The 20,826-nt window shown below is 36.6% G+C and carries 23 protein-coding genes; 7 read left to right on the plus strand and 16 right to left on the minus strand.

All coding sequences use genetic code 11. The annotated features are described in order from the left end of the window. Nucleotides 1-1,224, plus strand: a complete 1,224-nt coding sequence (locus ACKTS5_RS13765) for a DUF418 domain-containing protein (RefSeq protein ID WP_408044458.1) — start codon at nt 1-3, stop codon at nt 1,222-1,224. A 217-nt stretch (nt 1,225-1,441) separates the two neighbouring features. Then, the gene (locus ACKTS5_RS13770; protein ID WP_408044459.1) at nt 1,442-1,891 is read left to right on the plus strand and encodes a GNAT family N-acetyltransferase; all 450 of its coding nucleotides are present in this window, start codon (nt 1,442-1,444) and stop codon (nt 1,889-1,891) included. Between the two features lie 68 nt (nt 1,892-1,959). Here the strand turns inward: ACKTS5_RS13770 and lgt are convergent, their stop codons facing one another. From lgt to ACKTS5_RS13800, 6 genes are all read right to left on the minus strand, one after another. Next, nucleotides 1,960-2,823, minus strand: a complete 864-nt coding sequence (lgt, locus tag ACKTS5_RS13775) for a prolipoprotein diacylglyceryl transferase (protein WP_408044460.1) — start codon at nt 2,821-2,823, stop codon at nt 1,960-1,962. 4 nt (nt 2,824-2,827) lie between these two features. Further along, nucleotides 2,828-3,079 (minus strand): membrane protein insertion efficiency factor YidD, encoded by a 252-nt coding sequence (yidD, locus tag ACKTS5_RS13780; RefSeq protein WP_408044461.1) that lies wholly within the window; start codon nt 3,077-3,079, stop codon nt 2,828-2,830. Next, on the minus strand, nt 3,079-4,557 hold the full coding sequence (gene cysS, locus ACKTS5_RS13785; RefSeq protein WP_408044462.1) for a cysteine--tRNA ligase: 1,479 nt from the start codon (nt 4,555-4,557) through the stop codon (nt 3,079-3,081). The genes yidD and cysS overlap by 1 nt, the downstream gene beginning before the upstream one ends. Before the next feature lie 105 nt (nt 4,558-4,662). Beyond that, nucleotides 4,663-6,171, minus strand: a complete 1,509-nt coding sequence (locus ACKTS5_RS13790) for a hypothetical protein (protein ID WP_408044463.1) — start codon at nt 6,169-6,171, stop codon at nt 4,663-4,665. Continuing rightward, on the minus strand, nt 6,152-6,736 hold the full coding sequence (locus ACKTS5_RS13795; protein ID WP_408044464.1) for a hypothetical protein: 585 nt from the start codon (nt 6,734-6,736) through the stop codon (nt 6,152-6,154). Before ACKTS5_RS13795 ends, ACKTS5_RS13790 begins: the two co-directional genes overlap by 20 nt. Next, entirely contained in the window at nt 6,729-7,277 is a 549-nt protein-coding gene (locus ACKTS5_RS13800) for an RNA polymerase sigma factor (protein WP_408044465.1), read from the minus strand. The genes ACKTS5_RS13795 and ACKTS5_RS13800 overlap by 8 nt, the downstream gene beginning before the upstream one ends. Before the next feature lie 99 nt (nt 7,278-7,376). Between ACKTS5_RS13800 and meaB the strand changes: the two genes are divergently transcribed. Continuing rightward, nucleotides 7,377-8,468 carry a methylmalonyl Co-A mutase-associated GTPase MeaB gene (gene meaB / locus ACKTS5_RS13805; RefSeq protein ID WP_408044643.1) on the plus strand — a complete coding sequence of 364 codons (1,092 nt, stop codon included), beginning with the start codon at nt 7,377-7,379 and terminating at the stop codon, nt 8,466-8,468. Nucleotides 8,469-8,536: 68 nt separating this feature from the next. After that, the gene (locus ACKTS5_RS13810) at nt 8,537-8,887 is read left to right on the plus strand and encodes a tRNA-binding protein (protein WP_408044466.1); all 351 of its coding nucleotides are present in this window, start codon (nt 8,537-8,539) and stop codon (nt 8,885-8,887) included. Between the two features lie 23 nt (nt 8,888-8,910). Here the strand turns inward: ACKTS5_RS13810 and ACKTS5_RS13815 are convergent, their stop codons facing one another. Both ACKTS5_RS13815 and ACKTS5_RS13820 read right to left on the minus strand, forming a co-directional pair. Next, a complete protein-coding gene (locus ACKTS5_RS13815; protein WP_408044467.1) occupies nt 8,911-9,273 on the minus strand; it encodes a winged helix-turn-helix transcriptional regulator in 363 nt (120 codons plus the stop codon). Nucleotides 9,274-9,354: 81 nt separating this feature from the next. Continuing rightward, nucleotides 9,355-9,873, minus strand: a complete 519-nt coding sequence (locus tag ACKTS5_RS13820; RefSeq protein WP_408044468.1) for a hypothetical protein — start codon at nt 9,871-9,873, stop codon at nt 9,355-9,357. 279 nt (nt 9,874-10,152) lie between these two features. On the opposite strand from ACKTS5_RS13820, the gene ACKTS5_RS13825 reads away from it, so the two are divergent. Genes ACKTS5_RS13825 through ACKTS5_RS13835 form a run of 3 tightly spaced genes read left to right on the plus strand, consistent with a single transcriptional unit; the run spans nt 10,153 to nt 11,333 of the window. Continuing rightward, nucleotides 10,153-10,683, plus strand: coding sequence for an RNA polymerase sigma factor (locus ACKTS5_RS13825; RefSeq protein ID WP_408044469.1), 531 nt, complete (start codon nt 10,153-10,155; stop codon nt 10,681-10,683). Further along, nucleotides 10,680-11,096: a hypothetical protein gene (locus ACKTS5_RS13830; protein ID WP_408044470.1), complete on the plus strand. Its 417-nt coding sequence runs from the start codon at nt 10,680-10,682 to the stop codon at nt 11,094-11,096. The genes ACKTS5_RS13825 and ACKTS5_RS13830 overlap by 4 nt, the downstream gene beginning before the upstream one ends. Before the next feature lie 21 nt (nt 11,097-11,117). Continuing rightward, the gene (locus ACKTS5_RS13835) at nt 11,118-11,333 is read left to right on the plus strand and encodes a hypothetical protein (RefSeq protein ID WP_408044471.1); all 216 of its coding nucleotides are present in this window, start codon (nt 11,118-11,120) and stop codon (nt 11,331-11,333) included. Between the two features lie 315 nt (nt 11,334-11,648). Here the strand turns inward: ACKTS5_RS13835 and ACKTS5_RS13840 are convergent, their stop codons facing one another. The 8 genes from ACKTS5_RS13840 to ACKTS5_RS13875 form a co-directional block, all read right to left on the minus strand. Next, nucleotides 11,649-12,260: a hypothetical protein gene (locus ACKTS5_RS13840; RefSeq protein WP_408044472.1), complete on the minus strand. Its 612-nt coding sequence runs from the start codon at nt 12,258-12,260 to the stop codon at nt 11,649-11,651. Nucleotides 12,261-12,413: 153 nt separating this feature from the next. Beyond that, nucleotides 12,414-12,740, minus strand: a complete 327-nt coding sequence (locus ACKTS5_RS13845; RefSeq protein WP_408044473.1) for a hypothetical protein — start codon at nt 12,738-12,740, stop codon at nt 12,414-12,416. A gap of 306 nt (nt 12,741-13,046) precedes the next feature. Further along, a complete protein-coding gene (locus ACKTS5_RS13850) occupies nt 13,047-13,436 on the minus strand; it encodes a DUF7668 domain-containing protein (protein ID WP_408044474.1) in 390 nt (129 codons plus the stop codon). A 200-nt stretch (nt 13,437-13,636) separates the two neighbouring features. Next, complete coding sequence (locus ACKTS5_RS13855; RefSeq protein ID WP_408044475.1) at nt 13,637-14,014, minus strand: hypothetical protein; 378 nt, start codon at nt 14,012-14,014, stop codon at nt 13,637-13,639. A 41-nt stretch (nt 14,015-14,055) separates the two neighbouring features. Then, entirely contained in the window at nt 14,056-14,646 is a 591-nt protein-coding gene (locus tag ACKTS5_RS13860; RefSeq protein WP_408044476.1) for a hypothetical protein, read from the minus strand. An 83-nt stretch (nt 14,647-14,729) separates the two neighbouring features. Next, nucleotides 14,730-17,324 (minus strand): DUF4132 domain-containing protein, encoded by a 2,595-nt coding sequence (locus tag ACKTS5_RS13865; protein ID WP_408044477.1) that lies wholly within the window; start codon nt 17,322-17,324, stop codon nt 14,730-14,732. A 10-nt stretch (nt 17,325-17,334) separates the two neighbouring features. Further along, a complete protein-coding gene (locus tag ACKTS5_RS13870) occupies nt 17,335-17,727 on the minus strand; it encodes a hypothetical protein (RefSeq protein ID WP_408044478.1) in 393 nt (130 codons plus the stop codon). Nucleotides 17,728-18,154: 427 nt separating this feature from the next. Beyond that, on the minus strand, nt 18,155-19,306 hold the full coding sequence (locus ACKTS5_RS13875) for a hypothetical protein (protein ID WP_408044479.1): 1,152 nt from the start codon (nt 19,304-19,306) through the stop codon (nt 18,155-18,157). Nucleotides 19,307-20,826 lie beyond the last annotated feature (1,520 nt).

The following is a 20,826-nucleotide window of genomic DNA, read 5'->3' on the forward strand; positions in this document are numbered from 1 at the left end:
ATGAAACGTCCCACCTCTGAAGCGAAGAGAATCATATTATTAGATGTATATCGAGGTTTTGCCATTTTTGGCATCTTTGTCGTCAATATTGGTATCATGAACTCGACTTTTTTAAATCAAGACGTGTTTGCGTTGCAATGGACCAGTGCTCTAGACCAAGGGATCGCCACGCTATTACAACTGTTTTTTTATACAAAGTTCTTCCCTATTTTTTCCTTACTCTTCGGAATAGGCATTGCTATGCAACTGTTAAAACGCAGCGATTCCACGGCAAAAAAAACTAGCTTTTTTTATAGACGCATGGGAATTTTATGGGGCTTCGGACTTTCCCACATCCTCTTTCTATGGTCAGGGGATGTGATCCATCTGTACGCCATTATCGGACTGGTTATGCTGCCTTTGGTTCATCGCTCTAACGGGCTTTTACTCCTCACATCGGTCTTGCTTTTGCTCTTTCCGTATTACGATCCCTTATTTGCAAACCTCTTTGATCTACTAGATTACCACCCGGAACACTACCTTAAAGAACACACGGGAGCAAGCGTGCGCACACTCATAAGAAATGGTAATTATACGGCGGGCATGCGACTCAGAGTCTTAGAATATTTTAGTAATTTACCTATGTTATTGGGCTTTCTTGGGCCGATTGCCTTGAGTATGTTTTTACTAGGTATATACCTCGGTAAAAATCAACTTCAATACCGACTGAAACCATGGCTAAAACAAATCAGCATTCCGATGTTAATAGGTTTGGTCAGCACCAGTGCTTACCGCTACTATTTCTTATTCCACTTGCTCGGCCATAAGCTCGACCTCTATCGTTTATACAGAGAATACTTCGTAAAACTCATGGTTCTCTCCGATGTATTTACAGGCCTTTTTTACCTGTGGATTATTGGCATGTTGTGGTACTACACGCCGTTAAAAAAAGTTTTGAGCATATTACAATTCCCCGGTCGAATGGCTTTGACAAACTACCTAGCACAAAGCCTAGTTGGTCTTATCCTCTTTTCATCGATAGGATTTTCACGCTACGAAACTTTTGCTCCATCAGAAACTTTTGCAATAGCCTGCGCAGTCTTCTGCTGCCAAACAGTGGTGAGTTGGTTTTGGCTACGCCATTACAATTTTGGCCCGTTAGAATGGGTTTGGCGCTGCTTGAGCTACGGTAAATTACTTCCCCTTCGCAAGCGACCAGAAGTAGTTCAACAGGAAAACAGTTAAAAAGCTATCAACCTTTAGGCAGATTTCGAATAAAACGCCTCTATTAGTGAGCACTCACCCTAGGGCATTGCCTAAACCCCACATCTCATTATCAAGGCTAACTATCCCTCCTTTTCTAAGGCTTTTTCGGCTACGGTAATCTTAAAAGCAGGTTATTAGATTGTTGGACACCATCATCATTATCCTAAAGAAAATTGTATCTTACTCAAAAAAACACATGCACATAAGAAAAGCTCGTAGTACAGAGGCCGAAGAACTGAGTACGTTGGCACTACTTTCGAAAGCCTATTGGGGCTATACGCAAGAGCAACTCGACAGTTGGCGTGAAGATTTGCGTATTACTCCAGCCTATCTCAGGCAACATACTGTATACGTAGGTGAAGTTCAAGAGAAACTCATCGGGTTTTACGCCTATTGTTCACTTTCGGAAAGCAGTGCTGAACTCGACTTCCTTTTTGTAAGTCCGACAGCTATTGGTAAGGGCTATGGTCAACGCCTGTTACAACATTGTTTACACAACCTACAACAACTGGACTACCAAACGGTCGAATTACTTGCCGATCCTCATGCAGCCTCGTTTTATACCAAAAACGGCTTTACTACCGTCGCACTAACTCCTAGCTCAATTCCTGGCCGACAGCTTCCGAAAATGACATGTAACCTATAATAATACAAAAAGTCCCCAAAATTACCTGTGCAATTTTGGGGGCTTTGTCAATTTATAACTACTAGGGTTTAGGCACCCTTGTTTGACGATTTTCTCATAACCAACCAAACACCGATCAATACTAAGGGAATACTCAGTACTTGTCCTGTATTCAGCGGACTAAAAATCCAATCTTCTCTTCCTTCCGCTTGTGGCTCTTTGAAAAATTCAATTACAAAGCGTAACGACCACAAAACGATCATAAACACTCCAAATAAAAATCCTGTTTGATTTTTCTTGTCTGTTTTCCAATAAAAATACCTCAACAAGAAAAAGAGCGCTAAATAGCTAAATGCTTCGTACAACTGCGTTGGATGACGTGGATCGGGGCCACCGGTTAGTTTAAAAATGACTCCATAGCTCGACTCAGTCAATTTACCGTAGATTTCAGAATTAAAAAAGTTCCCTAAACGAATAAAAAATCCTGCCAGAGCCACCATGATACCCAATCTATCCAAGATAAACAACCACGGTTTTTGCAAGTGTTTTTTCGCATAAAAATACAAGGCAATCGGAATTGAAATAGCCGCTCCATGACTGGCAAAACCTGTAAAACCGGTAAACTTCCAACCGTTGATCAAACCAAACAAAAAGGAAGCTCCTTCTTGTTTCTTGATAGGTAAAACTATCTCAATGAGGTTATTCTGATAATGTTCCCAACTGTAAAAAAACACATCTCCCAAACGCATCCCTATGAGCATAGACACAAATACGTACATAAATAGAGGATCTAATTTTTCTACGGGTACTTTGTCTTCGATATAGATTTTTTTCATGAGGTACAGGCCTAACAGGAATGCACACACAAACATTAAACTATACCAACGAACTCCAAAACCAAAGATTTTAAAAATCTCTGGATCAGTGTCCCAAACTACGGATAAAAAATTCATTTACTTATTTCTTTAATTTTGTTTTTACTTTCTTTTCAGGCACCGGATCGTACCCTGAACCTCCCCAAGGATGGCAGCTAAAAATTCGCTTTAGTGCCAACCAACCTCCGTAAAAGGCTCCGTGTTTTTGCAGAGCTTCCAAAGTGTATTGTGAACACGTTGGTGAGTACCTACAAGTAGCAGGTGTAAACGGAGAGATTGCTGTTTGATAAAATCGAACTAACAAAATAAACGGATAGGCTACTATTTTTTTCACTAGTTGATGGTAAAAGTGGTTCCTTCTCTTCCGTCTTTCAACTGGATTCCCAATGCCAATAACTCATCGCGAATCTGATCGGACAACGCCCAGTCTTTATTTTCACGAGCTTCTTTTCTCAACTTGATCAAAAGTTCTACAACACCTTCAACCTTACCTGCACTTTGCTGGGTATTTTCATCAATCAATCCTAAAATATCAAAGACGAATACTTGCATGGTCTCTTTTAACAGGTCCAAATCAGCAGCTGTACTGCTCGCTTTTTTATCTTTTAAAAGGTTGACAAACTTCACCGCTTCAAAAATATTAGCAATCAAAATTGGCGTATTAAAGTCGTCGTTCATGGCATCGTAACACTTCTGTCTCCAGGCAGCCACATCAAAATCACTCGATTTTCCAGGGGCTATACTCGCCAAGGACTTCACTGCTTCCATCAGTTTCTGATATCCTTTTTCAGAAGCCAACAAGGCCTTGTTTGAAAAGTCTAAAATACTGCGGTAATGTGCTTGCATGATAAAGAAACGCACTACACCAGCGCTAAAGGCTTTTGGCAAGATTTCGTTGTCTCCTGTTAAGATTTCTTCTGGAAGGATGTAGTTCCCTGTTGACTTTGCCATTTTTTGACCGTTTAACAACAGCATATTGGCATGCATCCAGTAATTTACGGGTTGTACTCCTGAACAGGTGTGTGACTGAGCAATTTCACATTCGTGGTGCGGAAACTTTAAGTCCATTCCACCTCCGTGTATATCAATTTGCTCTCCTAGATACTTCGAACTCATCACGGAACACTCGAGGTGCCATCCTGGAAATCCATCGCTCCACGGTGATGGCCATCGCATAATATGTCGGTCATCGGCTTTTTTCCACAAGGCAAAATCCTGAGGATTTTTCTTATCAGACTGTCCGTCTAAGGCTCTGGTATTGTGAATGGCATCTTCAATAGTTCTACCCGACAAAATCCCATAGTTGTGGTCTTCGTTGTACTTCAACACATCAAAATACACAGATCCATTAACTTCATAAGCAAATCCTTTATCCATGATTTCTTTGATCATTTCAATTTGCTCGACGATATGTCCGGTAGCAGTAGGTTCGATACTCGGTGGCAAAAAGTTGTACTTCGCTGCCACGGTATGAAAATCTACTGTATAACGCTGAACGACCTCCATAGGTTCGATCTCTTCTAATCGGGCTTTTTTAGCAATTCTATCCTCTCCTTCATCGGCATCATTTTCCAAGTGACCGGCATCGGTAATATTTCGTACATATCGCACTTTATAGCCCAAGTGCAACAGGTATCTAAAAACCATATCAAAGGACATAAAGGTTCTGATGTTTCCTAAATGTACATTGCTGTATACCGTCGGACCACAGACGTACATCCCTACTCTTCCTTCGGTTACAGTGGTAAAAAGCTCTTTGCTTTTTGATAATGAATTGTAAATTTTAAGTTGGTTTTCTTTGTATAATTCCATAGAAAAAGTGACTATTAACAGATGCTAAAGATAGGCACTTTAAAAAGAATAGCGAAATGGAATGTAGAGGAAGTTTAAAATAAAAAACAAAGAAAAAAAGGGGAATTATCGCAGGGTCAGTTGAGTGAGTTTCCCCTGAATTTCAATGCTTTTATCGGCTGTTTGAATTTTAAAACTTCCGTTTACCTTTTTCGATGCTCCGCTTCCCAACGAAAATTTTATCGACGAAGGAGAACTGTAATGCTGTATCGGTTGCGTTGAGCTGTACTCAATCTCCTTTTGCAAGCCAGTAATGGCAATGGTGGCCTCTCCGAATTTCAGACCTATCACAACATCGGTAGCTGTGGGCTGAATTTTCAGAACATTTAGCTCTCCAAAATCGTTAAACAGCGCTACGTTATCTGCCAAGTTGAGTACCTCAATACGAGAAGATCTTCCGTTAATTTGTGCATTGGTAACCGATGCTATTTTAGCATCGGTTACGTTATTTAAGAACAAAGAACAAGCATTTAATGACTCTATGCTCACCGGAGCAAAAGAAACGTCTAATTTCCCGCCGTCAATTGCTTTTGCTTTTAAGGTTCCATAGCTAACTTTCCCATTGGCCTTCGTTTTTGGCAACTTCACCTTACAGTGACGTGTATTTAAATCGAAGGTGGCGTTTTTAGGTACTTTTACCGTGATTTTCTTCGTTATTTTCACCTTTTTGCCATTTACAGTAAACTCGTTGGGCCCTACAAAAGAAAAACTAATATTGGTGTTTTTTAAGCTTTTTTGCGCCTTAGCCAAAGCCTTTTCAATCTTTTCTTTGTTCAATTTTTTCATGGCTACTCTGGCCTCTAACATCGCTTTTTTATGCGCCAATTGGTGTTTTTTACGATGTACAGCCAATGCCTTTTTGTGTTCTAAAAGTGCTTTTCTGTGCTTTGCTCTACTTTTAGCAATGGCTCTTTTTTGCTTTTTGAGTTCTAAAAGACGCTTTTCGTGTTCTTTTTTGAATTTTTTGTACTCTTTCGTCTTTTTAAATTCTTCCCACTCCTTTTTTGACTTGATGCTGATATTATTCACACCATCCTTCCAGGTAAAAAAATACGAATCTCCATCGTGTTCATACTTGTCAAAATCGAAATCTAAATCTTCTAAATCTGGAATAGCAATTTCGTCAAATTCAATTTCAGGAATCTCAATTTCCGGGATTACTACAAAGTCCTGATCGAAATCTTCGTTTATAACAATCATATTCGATGACGACAGCTCTCCCATATCGTTCATATTATAGAATGTCACACCGTGTTCACCAGTACTCCAAGAATTTCCAGAATGGGCTTCGATACTAACTTTTGACTTGTTGCCAAGCGCTTCAAAATCCCATTGTTTTATATAGCGTTCAGCTTCTTTTTTATCAATTCCTTCTACCGTAATGGTGGCTTCGACGGCTACCTGATTTTTGTTCCAGGTTGTCACCGCTATTTCAGCATGAGACGCGTCAATTTCAATAGCGACGTCTTTGTTCGTTTTAAAATCTTCTTTAAATGTCTTTGTTGTTTTTTGGGCAACTACTCCCGTCGTCAACAGCATACTGCAAATGAGCAGTCTAAATGGATTGCATTTCATTTTGAATTGGTTTTTTAAATTCTTCTAATTGTTTTTGCATGCGCTTTAACAGCTGAACGCGCAGTTGCAAATTCCCAATCAATGCATTGATTATATCATTATTGACTCCTTTGGTATTGAGCTCTTTGGTCAATAATTTATACTCTTTGGTCAAGTCACTTAATTGCGACAAATAACCATCAAATAATTCTTTATTACTCTGGGTTAATTCGAGTTTACTCAACTCGTAATTAATGGTGTTTGTGTAATACGATTCTATGGTTTTGAGTTCAGGCGAAATACTCCCCAAACTAATCGGATACTCTTCACTTGCACTCGACTGTACGGGACTCGGGTCAAGGGGTAAGCTGGTTGTCAGGCTTCGGTAATACCCGGTGATAGCCAAGGCTACCACGAGTATCGATGCCGCCGCGTACCACCAAAGATTGGATGTCCTTTTGCGCTTTGTTGGGGTACTGTGGAGTTCCTCCATTAACTTTTGTTGAAATCTCGCACGATGCCCCAAAGAAACTTCTGTAGTTTCTGAGTGTTCTTCCTTCATTATTTCACGTATATCTTTATGCATAATGCTTCTTTTTTAAAATTTGTTGTACTTGTTTTCTTCCACGCATCAGTTGCGTTCTCGACGTGACTTCTGAAATCCCCAGAATCTGACTAATTTCACTGTGGTCGTAGCCTTCTAACAAATACAAATTTAACACCACTTGGTATTTTGTACTCAATTCACTGATGGCCTTCACCACATCCGCACGTTGAATATGGGGAGCCACTTCCCAAGTATCGTGATACGCTTGTTCAGTGATTTCTTCATTGATGCTCACCAAGGCAATTTTTTTCTTTTTTAAACTGTCTATACTTTGGTTGACTACAATTTTCTTTAACCAGGCGCCAAAACTTACCTCCTCTTTATACAGGTGTATCTTTTTAAACGCCTTGATAAACGCCTCCTGCATTACATCTTCAGCCTCAGCTACCTCTTTAACGTAACGAAGTGCAACTGTATACATAGCTTGGCTGTACCTGTCGTACAATTGCATTTGTGCTTTGGCGTCGTTTAACTTACACGCCTCTATGATCGTTTGATGTAGCTGTTTGGTCTCGCTCATTTTATCTAAGTTACCCTAAAGACGATACTTTTTTAACCGCGTTGCATTTTCTGAAAAATTTTCTTTTTAAATTTACATTTATATTTGTTTTTAGCCTATATGACCAGTAAAAAGAAATCAGCCCTTAGCGAAAAAGAAGGCGTTGTACCTCCACCAACCACTAATAAATCGGCCGCCAAAAAAATTAAATTACGTAGGCGTTCGCAACCTACTGTGGACGAATTTGTAACACAAATTTGTGCGGGGAACATTACCTATTTAAGCAAGGCGATCACTTTAATAGAAAGTACCAATCCTAAACATAAGGAAAAAGCCAATCAAATTATCGAAGCTTGTCTTCCCTTTGCGAACAATTCTGTGCGTATTGGAATTACAGGAGTTCCAGGTGTAGGAAAAAGTACGTTTATCGAAGCATTAGGACTGGCTTTAACGGCGCAGTCGCACAAGGTAGCTGTATTGGCTGTCGACCCGAGTAGCTCGGTAAATAAAGGTAGTATTTTAGGCGACAAAACCCGTATGGAGCAATTGGTTACCGATCCAAACGCGTTTATCCGACCTTCTCCTTCGGGAACTTCACTAGGTGGTGTAGCACAAAAAACCAGGGAAAGTATAATCCTTTGTGAAGCTGCTGGCTACAATCATATTATTATAGAAACCGTTGGTGTGGGGCAATCTGAAACTGCGGTGCATTCTATGGTCGACTTTTTCTTGTTGCTAAAACTTGCAGGAGCTGGTGACGAATTGCAAGGTATCAAGCGAGGAATCATTGAAATGGCCGATGCTATCGTGATTAACAAAGCCGACGGCGACAATGAAAAACCCGCTAAAATTGCCAAAGTGGCTTTCCAGAGGGCCTTGCACTTATACCCTCCAAAAGACAACGGATGGACCCCGAAAGTACTGCTTGCGAGTGCGCTGCACTTTAAAGGGATCGACGAAATTTTGGCCATGATCAACACCTATATGCAACAGGCACAAAAGGACGGATACTTTCAAGAAAAAAGAACGTCACAAAATAGTTATTGGCTACTAGAAACCATTGAACAACAACTTAAAGCAAGCTTTTACAACAGCCCTAATGTTCCGGAAGCATTACAAAACGAAATCGAAAATTTAGAGAACGGCAGTACCACGCCTTTTAATGCTGCCAAACGCTTGTTAAAGCTGCAACAAGCATCAAAAAACACCTAAGTCTTTACAAATTGAGGAACCCCTCACGCTTTTCCTTAAAATCTAGTATATTTAGAACAAAAAGACATATGAACGCAACAGCACAAGAAACTATTAGTTGGCAAGACTTTACCAAAGTGGATATGAGGGTTGGTACGATTGTAAAAGCAGAACTCTTTAAAGAGGCTCGCAACCCAGCCTATAAAATGGAGATTGATTTTGGAGCCATCGGAATTAAGAAGACCTCAGCCCAAATTACTGCTCTTTACACTCCTGAAAATTTACTTGGCAAACAGGTAGTAGCGGTCGTTAACTTTCCGAAAAAACAAATCGCAACTATTATGAGTGAATGTTTGGTTTTAGGTGGCTTAGGAGACGACAAAGAAGTGACACTACTCAATCCGGAACGACCGGTAAAAAACGGCACTAAAATCGCCTAAACTCACTAGTACTAAAGTGCTTCTTAGGAAGTACTTTTTGCCGTATTAGATTCGGTATCGTGTTCAGCGACCACAAATTCGCCCCAAGCGGCAATCGACTTTAACAAAGGGATTAATGTTTTCCCAAAGTCCGTTAAACTATACACTACTTTTAAGGGTGGTTTGTTGGTATAAACGGTTCTCAGCACCACGCCATCTTCCTGTAATTGTTGTAATTGTAAACTCAGCGTTCTTTCGGTCACGCCTTTCATTTTTTTACGGAGCTCATTATAACGCAAATCTCCCGCAATTAAATAAAAGAGAATCACCGTTTTCCATTTACCACCAATAATCCCCATAGTTACACTGGTGCAACAAGGATATTCTTTACCTTTTATCGTATACATATTACCGTTCTCAACATTTTGATACACAAAGGTATAAAAACCCAAGAAACTATACTAATGATAGTATCGCTAAATCTGTATTCAAAATCCTAGTTCCTTAAAGTTTTCCAGTGCTATTTCACGATAAAAATCCTGCATTTTTTCAAAGGGAATTTCCGCCTCCGCCTGACGTGCTAAATAAGCTTTTTCGCCGAGGAGTACTTTTGACGTTCTCACAAAATAAAACAGGCGAGCGTGCGAATACAACTCCTGTTGTAAGGCTGTTTTCAAATACTCTGCAGTAATTTTAGGTACAAAATTAATCGTGAATTTCTCATCCGTATTCCCGCTGTAGAGCGACAATAGTTCTCCGAGTTGCCCTTCGAAAAAAATGTTCTTACTCACAATTAATCTACTATCTAGGTATACCTTTTGTATGCCTTCAAGAATTGAACGGTCCAAAAAGTCATCGCCCTCTGCTGTATAATCCTCTCGGAATTTACGCAGGTAAAATACCCACCCCTTTAATCCTTCTACATCTGATTTGATTTGAACTCGAATAATTTTCAAAACGCTGAATTGACTGGTAGGTAACCAGTGCATCTTTTTCTCTGAACTCATAGTAGGTGATCAATTAAATTTTGACAAAATGAGGAATGTTACTGGTAATTAAAACTCCTAAGTTCCCTGTCCAGTCAACATTCTCTTAAAGGTATCATTTTTTAAGCACTTCCCCAAAAAAGCTTCTAATTACCAAATCATTAGCATTGAACACTTCGCTCATAAGCACTTACAACTCCCGATACAAAACCCACTTTTTTTCAAAAAAACTAAAAAAAAATGCAATAGATTTACAATAGCTCGTCTTTATAAATGAAAGCATGAAACAATCGCTGGTTTATGAGTGTCAAATCGGAAAATAGAAAAAAGCTTACGCACTTCTTCAACAAGGAGTACCAGTCGCTGAAGCATTATGTAGCTTCCAGGGTATCGGGTACCATTGATGCGGAAGATGTAGTTCAGGATGTTGCCTACAAGCTCTTTTCTGGTGCCGATAGTTTTGCCTCGATCAACAATGTAGCACAATTTGTATATCGCTCCTTGCGAAACAAAACCATTGACCTCCTCAAAAAACCCAAAAGAGAGTTACCGCAGGCCACGGACTCCTCTCTTAGCCTCGAGCAGTTCGATAGCTTAGCCACCGAATTTCATTTGGACAATGAAGAAACCTACTTACTCCTAAAAAAGCATATCCTTGCTTTAAAACCGATGTATCGCGATATTATTTGGGCAGTAGATATCCAGGGCTATAGTTATCAGGAGCTTTCACTAGAACTCGGTGTTCCTCAGGGAACCCTCATGTCACGACGACACAGAGCATTAAGCATTTTATTTACAGAACTTTCAAAAAATTTAAATCCGCAAGTATGACCTCATTTAAATCAAAACTCAACAAAAATACTCCGCTCGTCATTGTCGGGAAAGTCATTTTCGGAGCTCTTGCCATCACCGCCTTTGTATTTGCCTTTGGTTACGGTATTCAATGGCTTTGGAACTGGTTAATGCCCGACTTATTTGAATTACCTACCATCAGCTATTGGCAGGCCATTGGACTCTTTATTTTGAGTAGAATACTGTTTAGCTCTGGCAATTTTTGCGAGCGTAGAAAACGCGAACGCTGCACTCCTAAACAAACAGAACGCAGTGATTGGGTAGCTAAACTCCGTCACTATTCTGACAGTGAAGAATGTGAAGACTGGAAACACTATGACGAATTTTGGAAACACGAAGGTAAAGAAGCCTATAAAAACTTTGTGGAACGCTCTCAACACAAAGAAAACTAACTACAAAACCAACTAAGTACTATGAAACTTTTTATTTTAAAAACGAATATCAATAACTCCAATGATTTTGAGTCGATTGCTCCTAATTTTATGGAACAAGAAGGAATTCTGGACTGGTCAGTAGACTTGGAAGACAGAGACAAAGTACTCCGAATAGAAGCTGCAGATGAACTCGAAGAAAACGACATCATCAACATGGTTACTCAGCAGGGATTTTTATGTGAAGACCTGGTGTAAACTACTTATTGAGCTCACTGCTTTAGGATCATACTTTTTTAGTGAGCTCTTCCGTTGTTTCCAACAAGGGGATATTTTGAAACACAAAACCGTGTAAAACCTCGGTTATAAACTCTTTACGCTTTTTAGTAAAATCAATAGTTTAGGTGACTTAAAAAAGCTAACAAGTAGAAACCAATAGGAACTAGGTGTTTACAAATGTTTTCAGACCACTAATAGAAACAGCGTCAACTCAGTGGTTATTACTTATGACAACTACACTCCAAAAACTTCCGACAGCTAACTTCAACCCCTTAATTATCAACATATTCAAAACTACTTTTGAGTCAATTCAAATTCTCCGAAATCTAATTTCCCTTCTTTATCAATCCATTTTACACTCAATTTTAAGTGATTTATCCATAAGGTATCAATTGCCAAGCTTGGTGGTACTTTCTTCAAATCAAATGCTTTCTCGATTTTTCTTACCTTAAAAGTTTTCAAATCCATAATTGATACCAATACATTATCTTCATCTCCTTTGGCTATCAAAAATCCTGATTTTTGGTCTTTTATTAATGGATACATTAGGACCACACCTTGCTTCTCCTTAGCAACTGGCAACACTAACGAGAATTTACACGCTGTACCACAAGCTTTTGTATAAACAAAGCTATTTCCTATTTTTGTAATATCTCTATCTATAACATCTAGATATAAACTATCCTTACTATGGTTCATAAATTTGTCGACGATCCCCCAATGAAAAATACCATACCCTTTTTTGTTACTCACAAATTTTAAAATCGTATCATTATTTTCATACAAAACCTCGACTTCTCCAGAGTTTTTAACCGTACCCTCCTCTTTACTACTATTGATGCTATTTTTAGGCTTACAACTTAAAAAGGATAACACTAGTATGGTTATCAAAGTATGATTTCTCATTACTTGAATTTATAGGGTTTAATTTTTATGTTAATTTCAAGAACGCTGACTTCCTGATATTTTTAAACTTTGATTGCGTATTATCTAATCTTATTCAACACTGGATAAAATTCGTGTAGGAGCGGGGCCACAAGTACATACTAGCACTAGCCATTAATCTGACATACTTGCGCCATCAGGGGAAGTTTCGTTGACAAATTCTGTTAATAAATCTAAGACTTTATTGATCGCTTTTTTTTCATCTCCATTGCACAAAATATGCAAAATATAACTCCCCCAATGTAGACTAAAATTTCTCCCTTCTTTATTTTCCAACCAACCATGGAAATCATTAAGAACATCCGTTTCACCACTTTCCTCTTTTCCCATACCGTACCCTATTAAAAAAGAAGTTAAGCATTCATAGGAATCTTTATTAGGAATTAACATATCTCTTCTTTCTTTGAGATATTTTATAATAGTTTTAAAGTTACTTCTCATAATATTACTTAAAAAATAAAAATATTTTGCCGACCTATCTTAATACAGACCTGTTATCGTTCCTACATTTCTTTTTATTTGTCTTACGATTTACCTTATCAATAATTTCTTTCCCTTTACATTAGGACAACTTATCAAATATTTCTGACGAGTGGGGTTTCGCTGCTATCTGATTTTTAGTTTACAATGTTACTTTTCACTGTTCTCTGATGACACGAATACGACACAGTGACTCGGTATCGGGGTCTATTCTATTAACTGTAGCTCGTGATTTTCTCATCAAAAATTCTAAACAATTGTGACTCCTTAAGCACCTAAAAAAACAAAAACACATTGAATATCGACAAAGTACTCCTCCCCCCTCTCTCTTACCTCAGCATTCAAAACTAAATCACTCTCACCTTCCTCTTTTGTATAAAGGTCTATGAGCACATTCCAATATTCGCCATAATCCATAGAAACCGATGAACTCCAAGTTTCCTCTGGAAGATCAATTAGTTCTTCTCCATAATCTTCGATGTACTCTTTGATTTGTTCAGCAATTTCATTTGAAATTGGATTCACATTTTTTACACCTGAACTTAAGTGATAATCCTTATGTACAAAAGCGTTTATGATTGCCTTAAAACTAGCTCTCCATATGTGTGGAACAGGGAGTTCTTTTTCCTCATTTTTTTCAACGTTAACTTCATTCATTTAATCAATCAATATTATGGTACTTTTTAATGACAATTTCTATCACGACGTTCATCTGACATAAAAACACTAGAGCATTAGCTATCCTGATGCAACTCCTTTTCAGTACAGTTTTGGCGCCTTCCTGAAAAGAAAACGACATTGTTATTACTAAAGAAGCACCTACTATTCAGATCATTTCACTCACCCTATCAGAATCGTTAATTACACATATTACCCAAGCCATTTAAACAAGGAGAATAATAATTAAGTGCTACCTTTCGTCCTTTGAAAAAATCCTTTTGAAAAGAGGTTTCTCGATTGTTTTTAAAAACCCTACTATCCTTGAATTTGATATTCTTTTTTGATTTCTCTAATCTTAATTTAATTATTTCTCCTTCTTTTATAACATCTTCGGCACCTCTTGGTTCTTTTTTGATACTTGTTATACGATAAAGTTTTGAATCAATTATATCTTCTATATAAACCCAATATAAATCTTGAGCGACAGGATGTATTCTCAATACCTTAAATTTCTCTGTGCTTGATTTCTGACATGTACTCAGAAATAAAATAGTTAACGTTATTAATATTTTCATTATTCAATACTAATCTCAACATTAGAACATTTAATTCTCCTCTATGTGCTTTTTTTGTCGTTAAACGCTATCAGTTGCAGAGCTAACGGACCTGATTTCTTTACATTATTTGACCAACCCGGTTTAGCTCCTTCTTTTAGCAAAGCTTTTACACCGTTGTTCAATTCAACAAAGGCACTGACTTTTTTGGAAATCGACCATGTTATCTCAATTCTCCCTAATACATCAGTATTCCCATTTCCTAAATCATCTGTATACTCAGCGGTGTTAAAAAAAGGGGCATTACCCAACTCCTTCCAGTCAACTACATCGGGAGGCTCCATACTATTGTACAACCAAACATCACTCACTATTTCATTGTTTCTTAAAAGATAAGCGTAAGCAACTCTAGTATCATCTTCAATAATTACAGCGTAACTACTATCTTCTCTACAAAAAAATTGATTAAAATAAACTTCCATTTTATTTTTCGCATTAACAAATCGACCTTTACCCCATTCCATACTGCCACGAATTGCCTTTCCTCCTTTGCAGTTAAAACCGGAAATAGATCCTTTCCCTCTTAACTCGCTCCAAAAAATCTCCAACGATTGCGAGTAGTAGTTTGGAAATCCACAACAGCCTATAATCACGATGACACTCTCTTTAATCTTGCACTACCCTGATCATCCAACTTCAGGCAGTCTTCCATGAAATATTTAGCGCGAATCCATTGTCATCGATTAATTTGACTCAAAATAGTTGAATCTTTTATTTTATCATCATCAGCTAGTAAAAAGGCTTTGCTTAAAACCAAAGACAGCCCTCTGTCTCCCTCAAAAGGCAAGAAAACATTAGCCGTATTTGTTCCCTTCCCTCGAGCAGGAACAATACACAAATATTGATCATTAGGTTCCATAAGAATATTGGAACTTCCGATATGAATTTTATAGGTTCTTTTAGTTCCTTTTACTTTCAAGAATTTCCCATCTATTGAACTGACATTCTTAATTTTTAATCTTGGAAGTAGTTTTTCAAGAATCTCTTTTCTTGTCTTTGCGATTTGAGTTAAATCGCCAAAAGAATAACTTGTCCAATAATCTCTGTATTGAGCTAAACCTCCATTATCTCTCCACTCTGGATCATTTCCTACACTACAAACTCCTACAAACAAGTCAACATCTCTCATAATTTCTGAGAAAATAAGTTTGGGGACATCTATCAAGTTTAAAACGTTTTGATCCTCTCCAATAAAACGAACTTGATCCGTGGCCACATAATTCCAAATTCCAGCATCATTAAACTGATCATCAGCGAGAATTTCATTAATCCAAAATTGAGCAGACATTTTATGTTCTCTAATATCAATGCTCGCCAACTCTCCATCTCCACCATTATCAAAGGCCCCCATTAAGGTATATTTCCATCCTCTTATGGCGGTTAAAGCATTAAATTGATGTTGTTTGATAATATGAGCGGCCATTCTATTACTGTAAGTTTTGGTACTGATCTCTGCGTCGGTAAGAATATACACCTCTCTATAAGCTTGTTTTAAAGGCTGTTTTATCGCTAGCTGTTCTAATAGATTCCTCCAATACAATACTTCATCAATTTCAGAGTAAATAGGATGCCAAAGTCTGACTTTTGTCGTCTCATCTATCCATTCCAGAGCATTTCTATCTTTATCTACCCACTTGCTCTGCTCATACATGGCGGTTACATACTCTTTGCCATTTTCAAATTGCCATAAAAGCTTGTTGGCTATAAAGCCTACCAAGCCATGATTTAAATAATTTTTCAGGTAATCACTATAATCCCAAATACGATTTTCTAAATACAATCGATCAATCCTATCTCTTTGAGCAGTAAGGTACTTCTTTATTTGCGCAACGTCGTTTTTTGCTCTTTTTAAAAGCTCTTTGTGTTTTGCTGAATTTTTGACAAATGAAGGGGTCGTCTTTTGAATTGATCCATCGGGCTTTTCCCAAGTCAAATTTACTTTCCCCAAATCTTGTATCGTTAAATTCAAGGTATAATCTTCAAATTGATAGCTCTTTTTCCCGTTCTGTAAATCAAAATCAGGGATCGACAATTCTTCTATTTCAGAAGAGGAAACGCCTAACTTTTCTGATGCCTCATCCAAATATTTCACAATCAATTTCCTGGTATTGTTCTGTTTGATTTTCAGTTTGAGTCTTGATAAATGGCTAACTCCTTCTAAGCCTCTGGTATTTCCTAAAACATAAAGGCACGCATTTCCTACTGCTGCTGCCGTAGGGCCGACACCAGGTATTTTTTTAAATGCTTTTTCAGCAAGCCTCCCCAGTAGATTTATCGTTCTTGAGTCATGAAATTTTGCTAGACTCCAAATCAATCCTTTAAAAAAAACTGAATTCTTTTCGTGCATAAACTCATAAGCACTGTATTCATATACCTCTCCTGCATAGGTATTACTCACAACGGTCTCAACAGGTTGTAGTCCAACCACATATTCTATCCATGGGTGAACAACCCTTTTGTAGTTCGTAATTCCTATTTCGTCAATAATAGCACTTGTTGATTTTAAAAACTTCGCTGTTGGTTTGGATGTTTTGGATTTAATAAAAAGGTGAAATAGCCCAAACCACTTGTCTTGAACATCAGTTTCAAGCAGAGCAATCTCAGAATTTATGAATTCACCCACACGATCATTTGGCAATTTATACGGTGCATTTCTCCCTTGGTTATCAGCACTCTCAAACAGTAGCTTTTCAATCTTTATACGTACTTTTTCCAAATCTGCCCCCCAATAACCTTTTCGTTGCTTCATTTGAGGCCAAGAAAGTAAATCCTCTAAAAATATTTTAAGATCTTCTGTGAGCCCCTTAGATTTGATCGTTCTTTCAATTTGCTGTGTCGCAAAACCTATAGGCCAATCCGAAAATGTTTTAAGTTGCAATTCATCCGACTTTTTAAACTGGAGAAAAAGCTGTTCCAATTCACCTGAGGTATACTCTAAATTACTCCTGATCAGTCCTGTTAAAATCTCTGCTTTGGCAGCTATGGTATAATGCTCCTCATCAAAAACATACCCTTTAATCTTTCTTCTCTTTATCTTAGTCTCAGCGATGACTTTGTTAACTAAATAAAAGATCATCCCTTTTCTGAAAGAACACTCTTTCTTCTTAATCTGTTGATAGGTTTTATTTTTACCTAATAGGATATTGTGCCACCAAAAATCCCCATGTTCTTTTTTGATTTCATCAATAACTTGTTTAACTAAATCTTCGAACTGCTTGTCTTCAGTTGCATTTACCTTAAATATACTCATAAAACTTTCTCTTATTCCCATAGCATTTAATTTACCCTCCAACGAGTGGAGTTAGTTTGATAAAACTTATAGACGTATTCTCTCTGACCAATACTTGCTGTTGAAGACTCTCTGCCTGATTGTTATCAATCAAAACAAAATATCCATTTTTTTGAAATGCATCTAGTGCTACAAAAACTTGTTTCTCTACGTCAATTGTTTTTTTCTTGTCTTTTAACTTAAAACCATTTAATGTTTTTTCCGCTTCAGTAGGTTGAACAAGACCTTTAAAATATTCAGGAAGTTTTTTATTATAGGCATCAACTTCTGCCGCTACCCTTGCAGCAATAATCTCTTTAACAGTAAGAATTTCACTTGAAACCACTAGCTCAAGTGTATCTAAAATGTCTCCGGCTAAGGTTTCGTCTTTGATAGTAATTTTCATATTTAGAATTTTTCCCTAAACTTACATTATTTTTTCAGACCTAAAGGTAAAAGGTCTTTTATTGTCAACTCCTCATTTGTTAGATTTGTTAGAAAAGTATTTCCTAACTTTCTTTAATACTGTAATTTTCAATCTCCACTTTTCCATTCATCTATGGTTAACTCCATACTAAAGGAATAATCTACAATGTTATTACTTGCTATAGAAGTTAATCATTTAATTGCCTCTATTTCATGCTTTTCAAGTAAGTAGGTTGCTGCCCACAATTGAACACTCGTATTTTCATAGTGTAAAAGTTGTAATAACTCATTACCAACACCATTCTCATTCAAATATTTTGCTGCATCTATTATTTTATAATAGTTCTTATTTTCTATTTAACAATTACCTTCATAAGATGCGCTACCGTACTCAATAACTCTTAGTTTTAATCTTTCGAGTCATAATACTCAAAAACTCTATGCACTTCTGCAAAGGCTTTCTCTTCATCGTTTAAATAATGATAACATGTCAACCAATTGTTGTACTTATCTCGATTTACGTATTCAAACTTATACGTTGCATGCACTGTTTTCTCATCATTTTCATAAGAAACCAACTTAACAACCTCTTGATTTTCATTAAAATACAGTTCATTTACTCGTTTAAAATCGGTATTAAAACTTAATCCGCCACTTGCTCTTCTCTTTAACCGAATTAAATTATTACTATCGTCATAGGTAAAATCTTCGCTAAAAACCAAACCTACTCTCTCTCCCTTCCATACAATATACGTATATACTGATGTTAAATTCCCTCTTTCATCATAAGTATACTCCTCTTGTGGAATCTTTCCCGTACCCCAAAACTCCAAGCCATGATCTGGATAATCGGGAAATCCTCCGAATTCAAATGTTTTTTTAATTAACTGTTTCTTGGTATTGTAGTGATACGTTGCTGTGAAATTAATAGTCTCTTTATCTATTTTATTATCTAAGTTTTTATCCCAATGCGTTTTACCTATTTCTTGATGTATTGTACCATCATAATTTAATGTATACTCATAAACTTCTGTTTGCTTTCTATAACTACTGTCTTTTTCTACAATTACCTCGTTAGGTTCATACGACCGTGTGTTGAAATACACTCTGTAGGGGTTAAAAACATGTTTTCTAACAAGATGCTCTTGCCTATATTTCGTTTTCTCTTCTATATCTTTTGAAAAATGCTCATATGCATACATCCGTACCATTCGTCCTCTTTTACTCTTAACAACAATTGTATCGTGAGCTAAAGATTGATACATACTATCTGGTATCGAATGCCATTTTTTCTCTGTTCCATTTTTATCGAATTCAATATATACTCCGTAACAAAATCCAACAAACCTGTTCGCCACAAGGAATAACTGCAGCTGATCATCGCTTAAACTATCTCGATTGTACAACTTTTGAAAAGTTCTACTCGTTTTTACTGAACCATTAAAATGATAGACATCTCTACTTTGTTTATGATAACTCTTTATAGTACCACGACTGATATTACGAGTTTTACAGCTCGCGAATACTACTAAAACTAAAATTACTGTTTTTATTCTCATACTATTCTTTTTCTATTAGGTAGGCTTTCCATAGATCATTTATTTCTTCTTGGTTAGATACGCTGCTAGCGCACAATTGAATCGTGTAAAATTCTATGTATCTAACTCCATTAGTTACTATCCTCGTCTCTCCTGTATATTCTTTTCTAATGTAAATTCTTTTTTACTAGTATCAGGATAATCTTCTGGGCTAAGCACAAAGCCTGCTTCTACTGGGGTGTAAAATTAATACTTGCTACTCACAGTTTTTTTCTTTAAAAGTAAAAAAACTACTTTAAATTCTTAACACATTTTGTTGCAACAAATCTGATATTAATTCTTATTCCCTCTTACCATAACATACCATCGTGCAAGAGCGGTGACTTAGCACGCAAATAAAAGTAATATTTCATCTTTTTATCAGACATCTATTTGTTTTAAAGTATATTTTATTAGAAATATATTTGCTTTACTAGTGTAAACAAAACTTTTTTTGCGCCATCTTTTAAACTATTATGGAGAGTATCATTGTAAAAAGAAACTCAAAGGGCATAAAGTATAATTTGGAACTACCAATTGAATATTATAAAAAAAGCTGAAAAATATGAATTTTGGAAAACACTGTGATTTATGTGAAAATCAAAAAACAAACTTTCACAAGGGAACAACCTGTAATTTGACGGGATCAAAACCATCGTTTGACATTATTTGTCCAGATATCAAGCTTGAAGAAAAACTTAAACAAAGGTTAGATCTAGTAAATATCACTATCAGAATTAATGAGCAAAAAAAAAGTTCAGCTTATTTCTTTTTTTATGTTTCCATTATAATTGGTTACTTTTTGATTATAGGAGGTATTTTTGAATATCATTCATCATATCACTTTCTTCCTTTATGTTTTCGATAAATACTATTTTTCTACTTTTAAACAGTCCGGCTTTTAGGAAAGCTTACAAGGTTAAATAAGGCTAACCAAATTCCACAAAGAGAACGTGGTAGCATATTGCTTACTGTAGATGCTTTCTTACGTGATTACAACGCTAAAAAAGCGTACTCTTAAAAACAACAAAACCACAACTCTCGTCGTGGTTTCATCTTTATTATTTTTAAAGTTAATTTCTGTATTGCTTACTCATACTCGGCACGGATTGCAAATCCGAGCTATCGGATTTAATATATTTCCTATTCATAATAAAAATACATTAATAGAAATATCGGAATAATCAGTACTATAGCAAATACAATTTTGCTACTAAAGATTCGAGTTTTATACTTAATAAAAATAGTTAATAGCACCTGTACTATTACCATAGAAATTGGAATATATAATTCATAACCTTTTATACCATTTCCTGATCCAAATATCATAAATTCAATAAAAGAACCGAGTATTTGTAATAAAAAATAAAGAACTATACTTATTAAAACACTAATATATTTTTTCATTTCTCTCATATCTATTCTTCTTCTCTTACTGTAACTTTAACACCGTACTGTAAACTTCCCCAAGTTAGAACTGCTAAATTGTAGATTTTTTTCAA

Origin of the sequence: Tenacibaculum litopenaei, assembly GCF_964514025.1 — a bacterium.
Taxonomy (GTDB): Bacteria; Bacteroidota; Bacteroidia; order Flavobacteriales; family Flavobacteriaceae; genus Polaribacter; species Polaribacter litopenaei.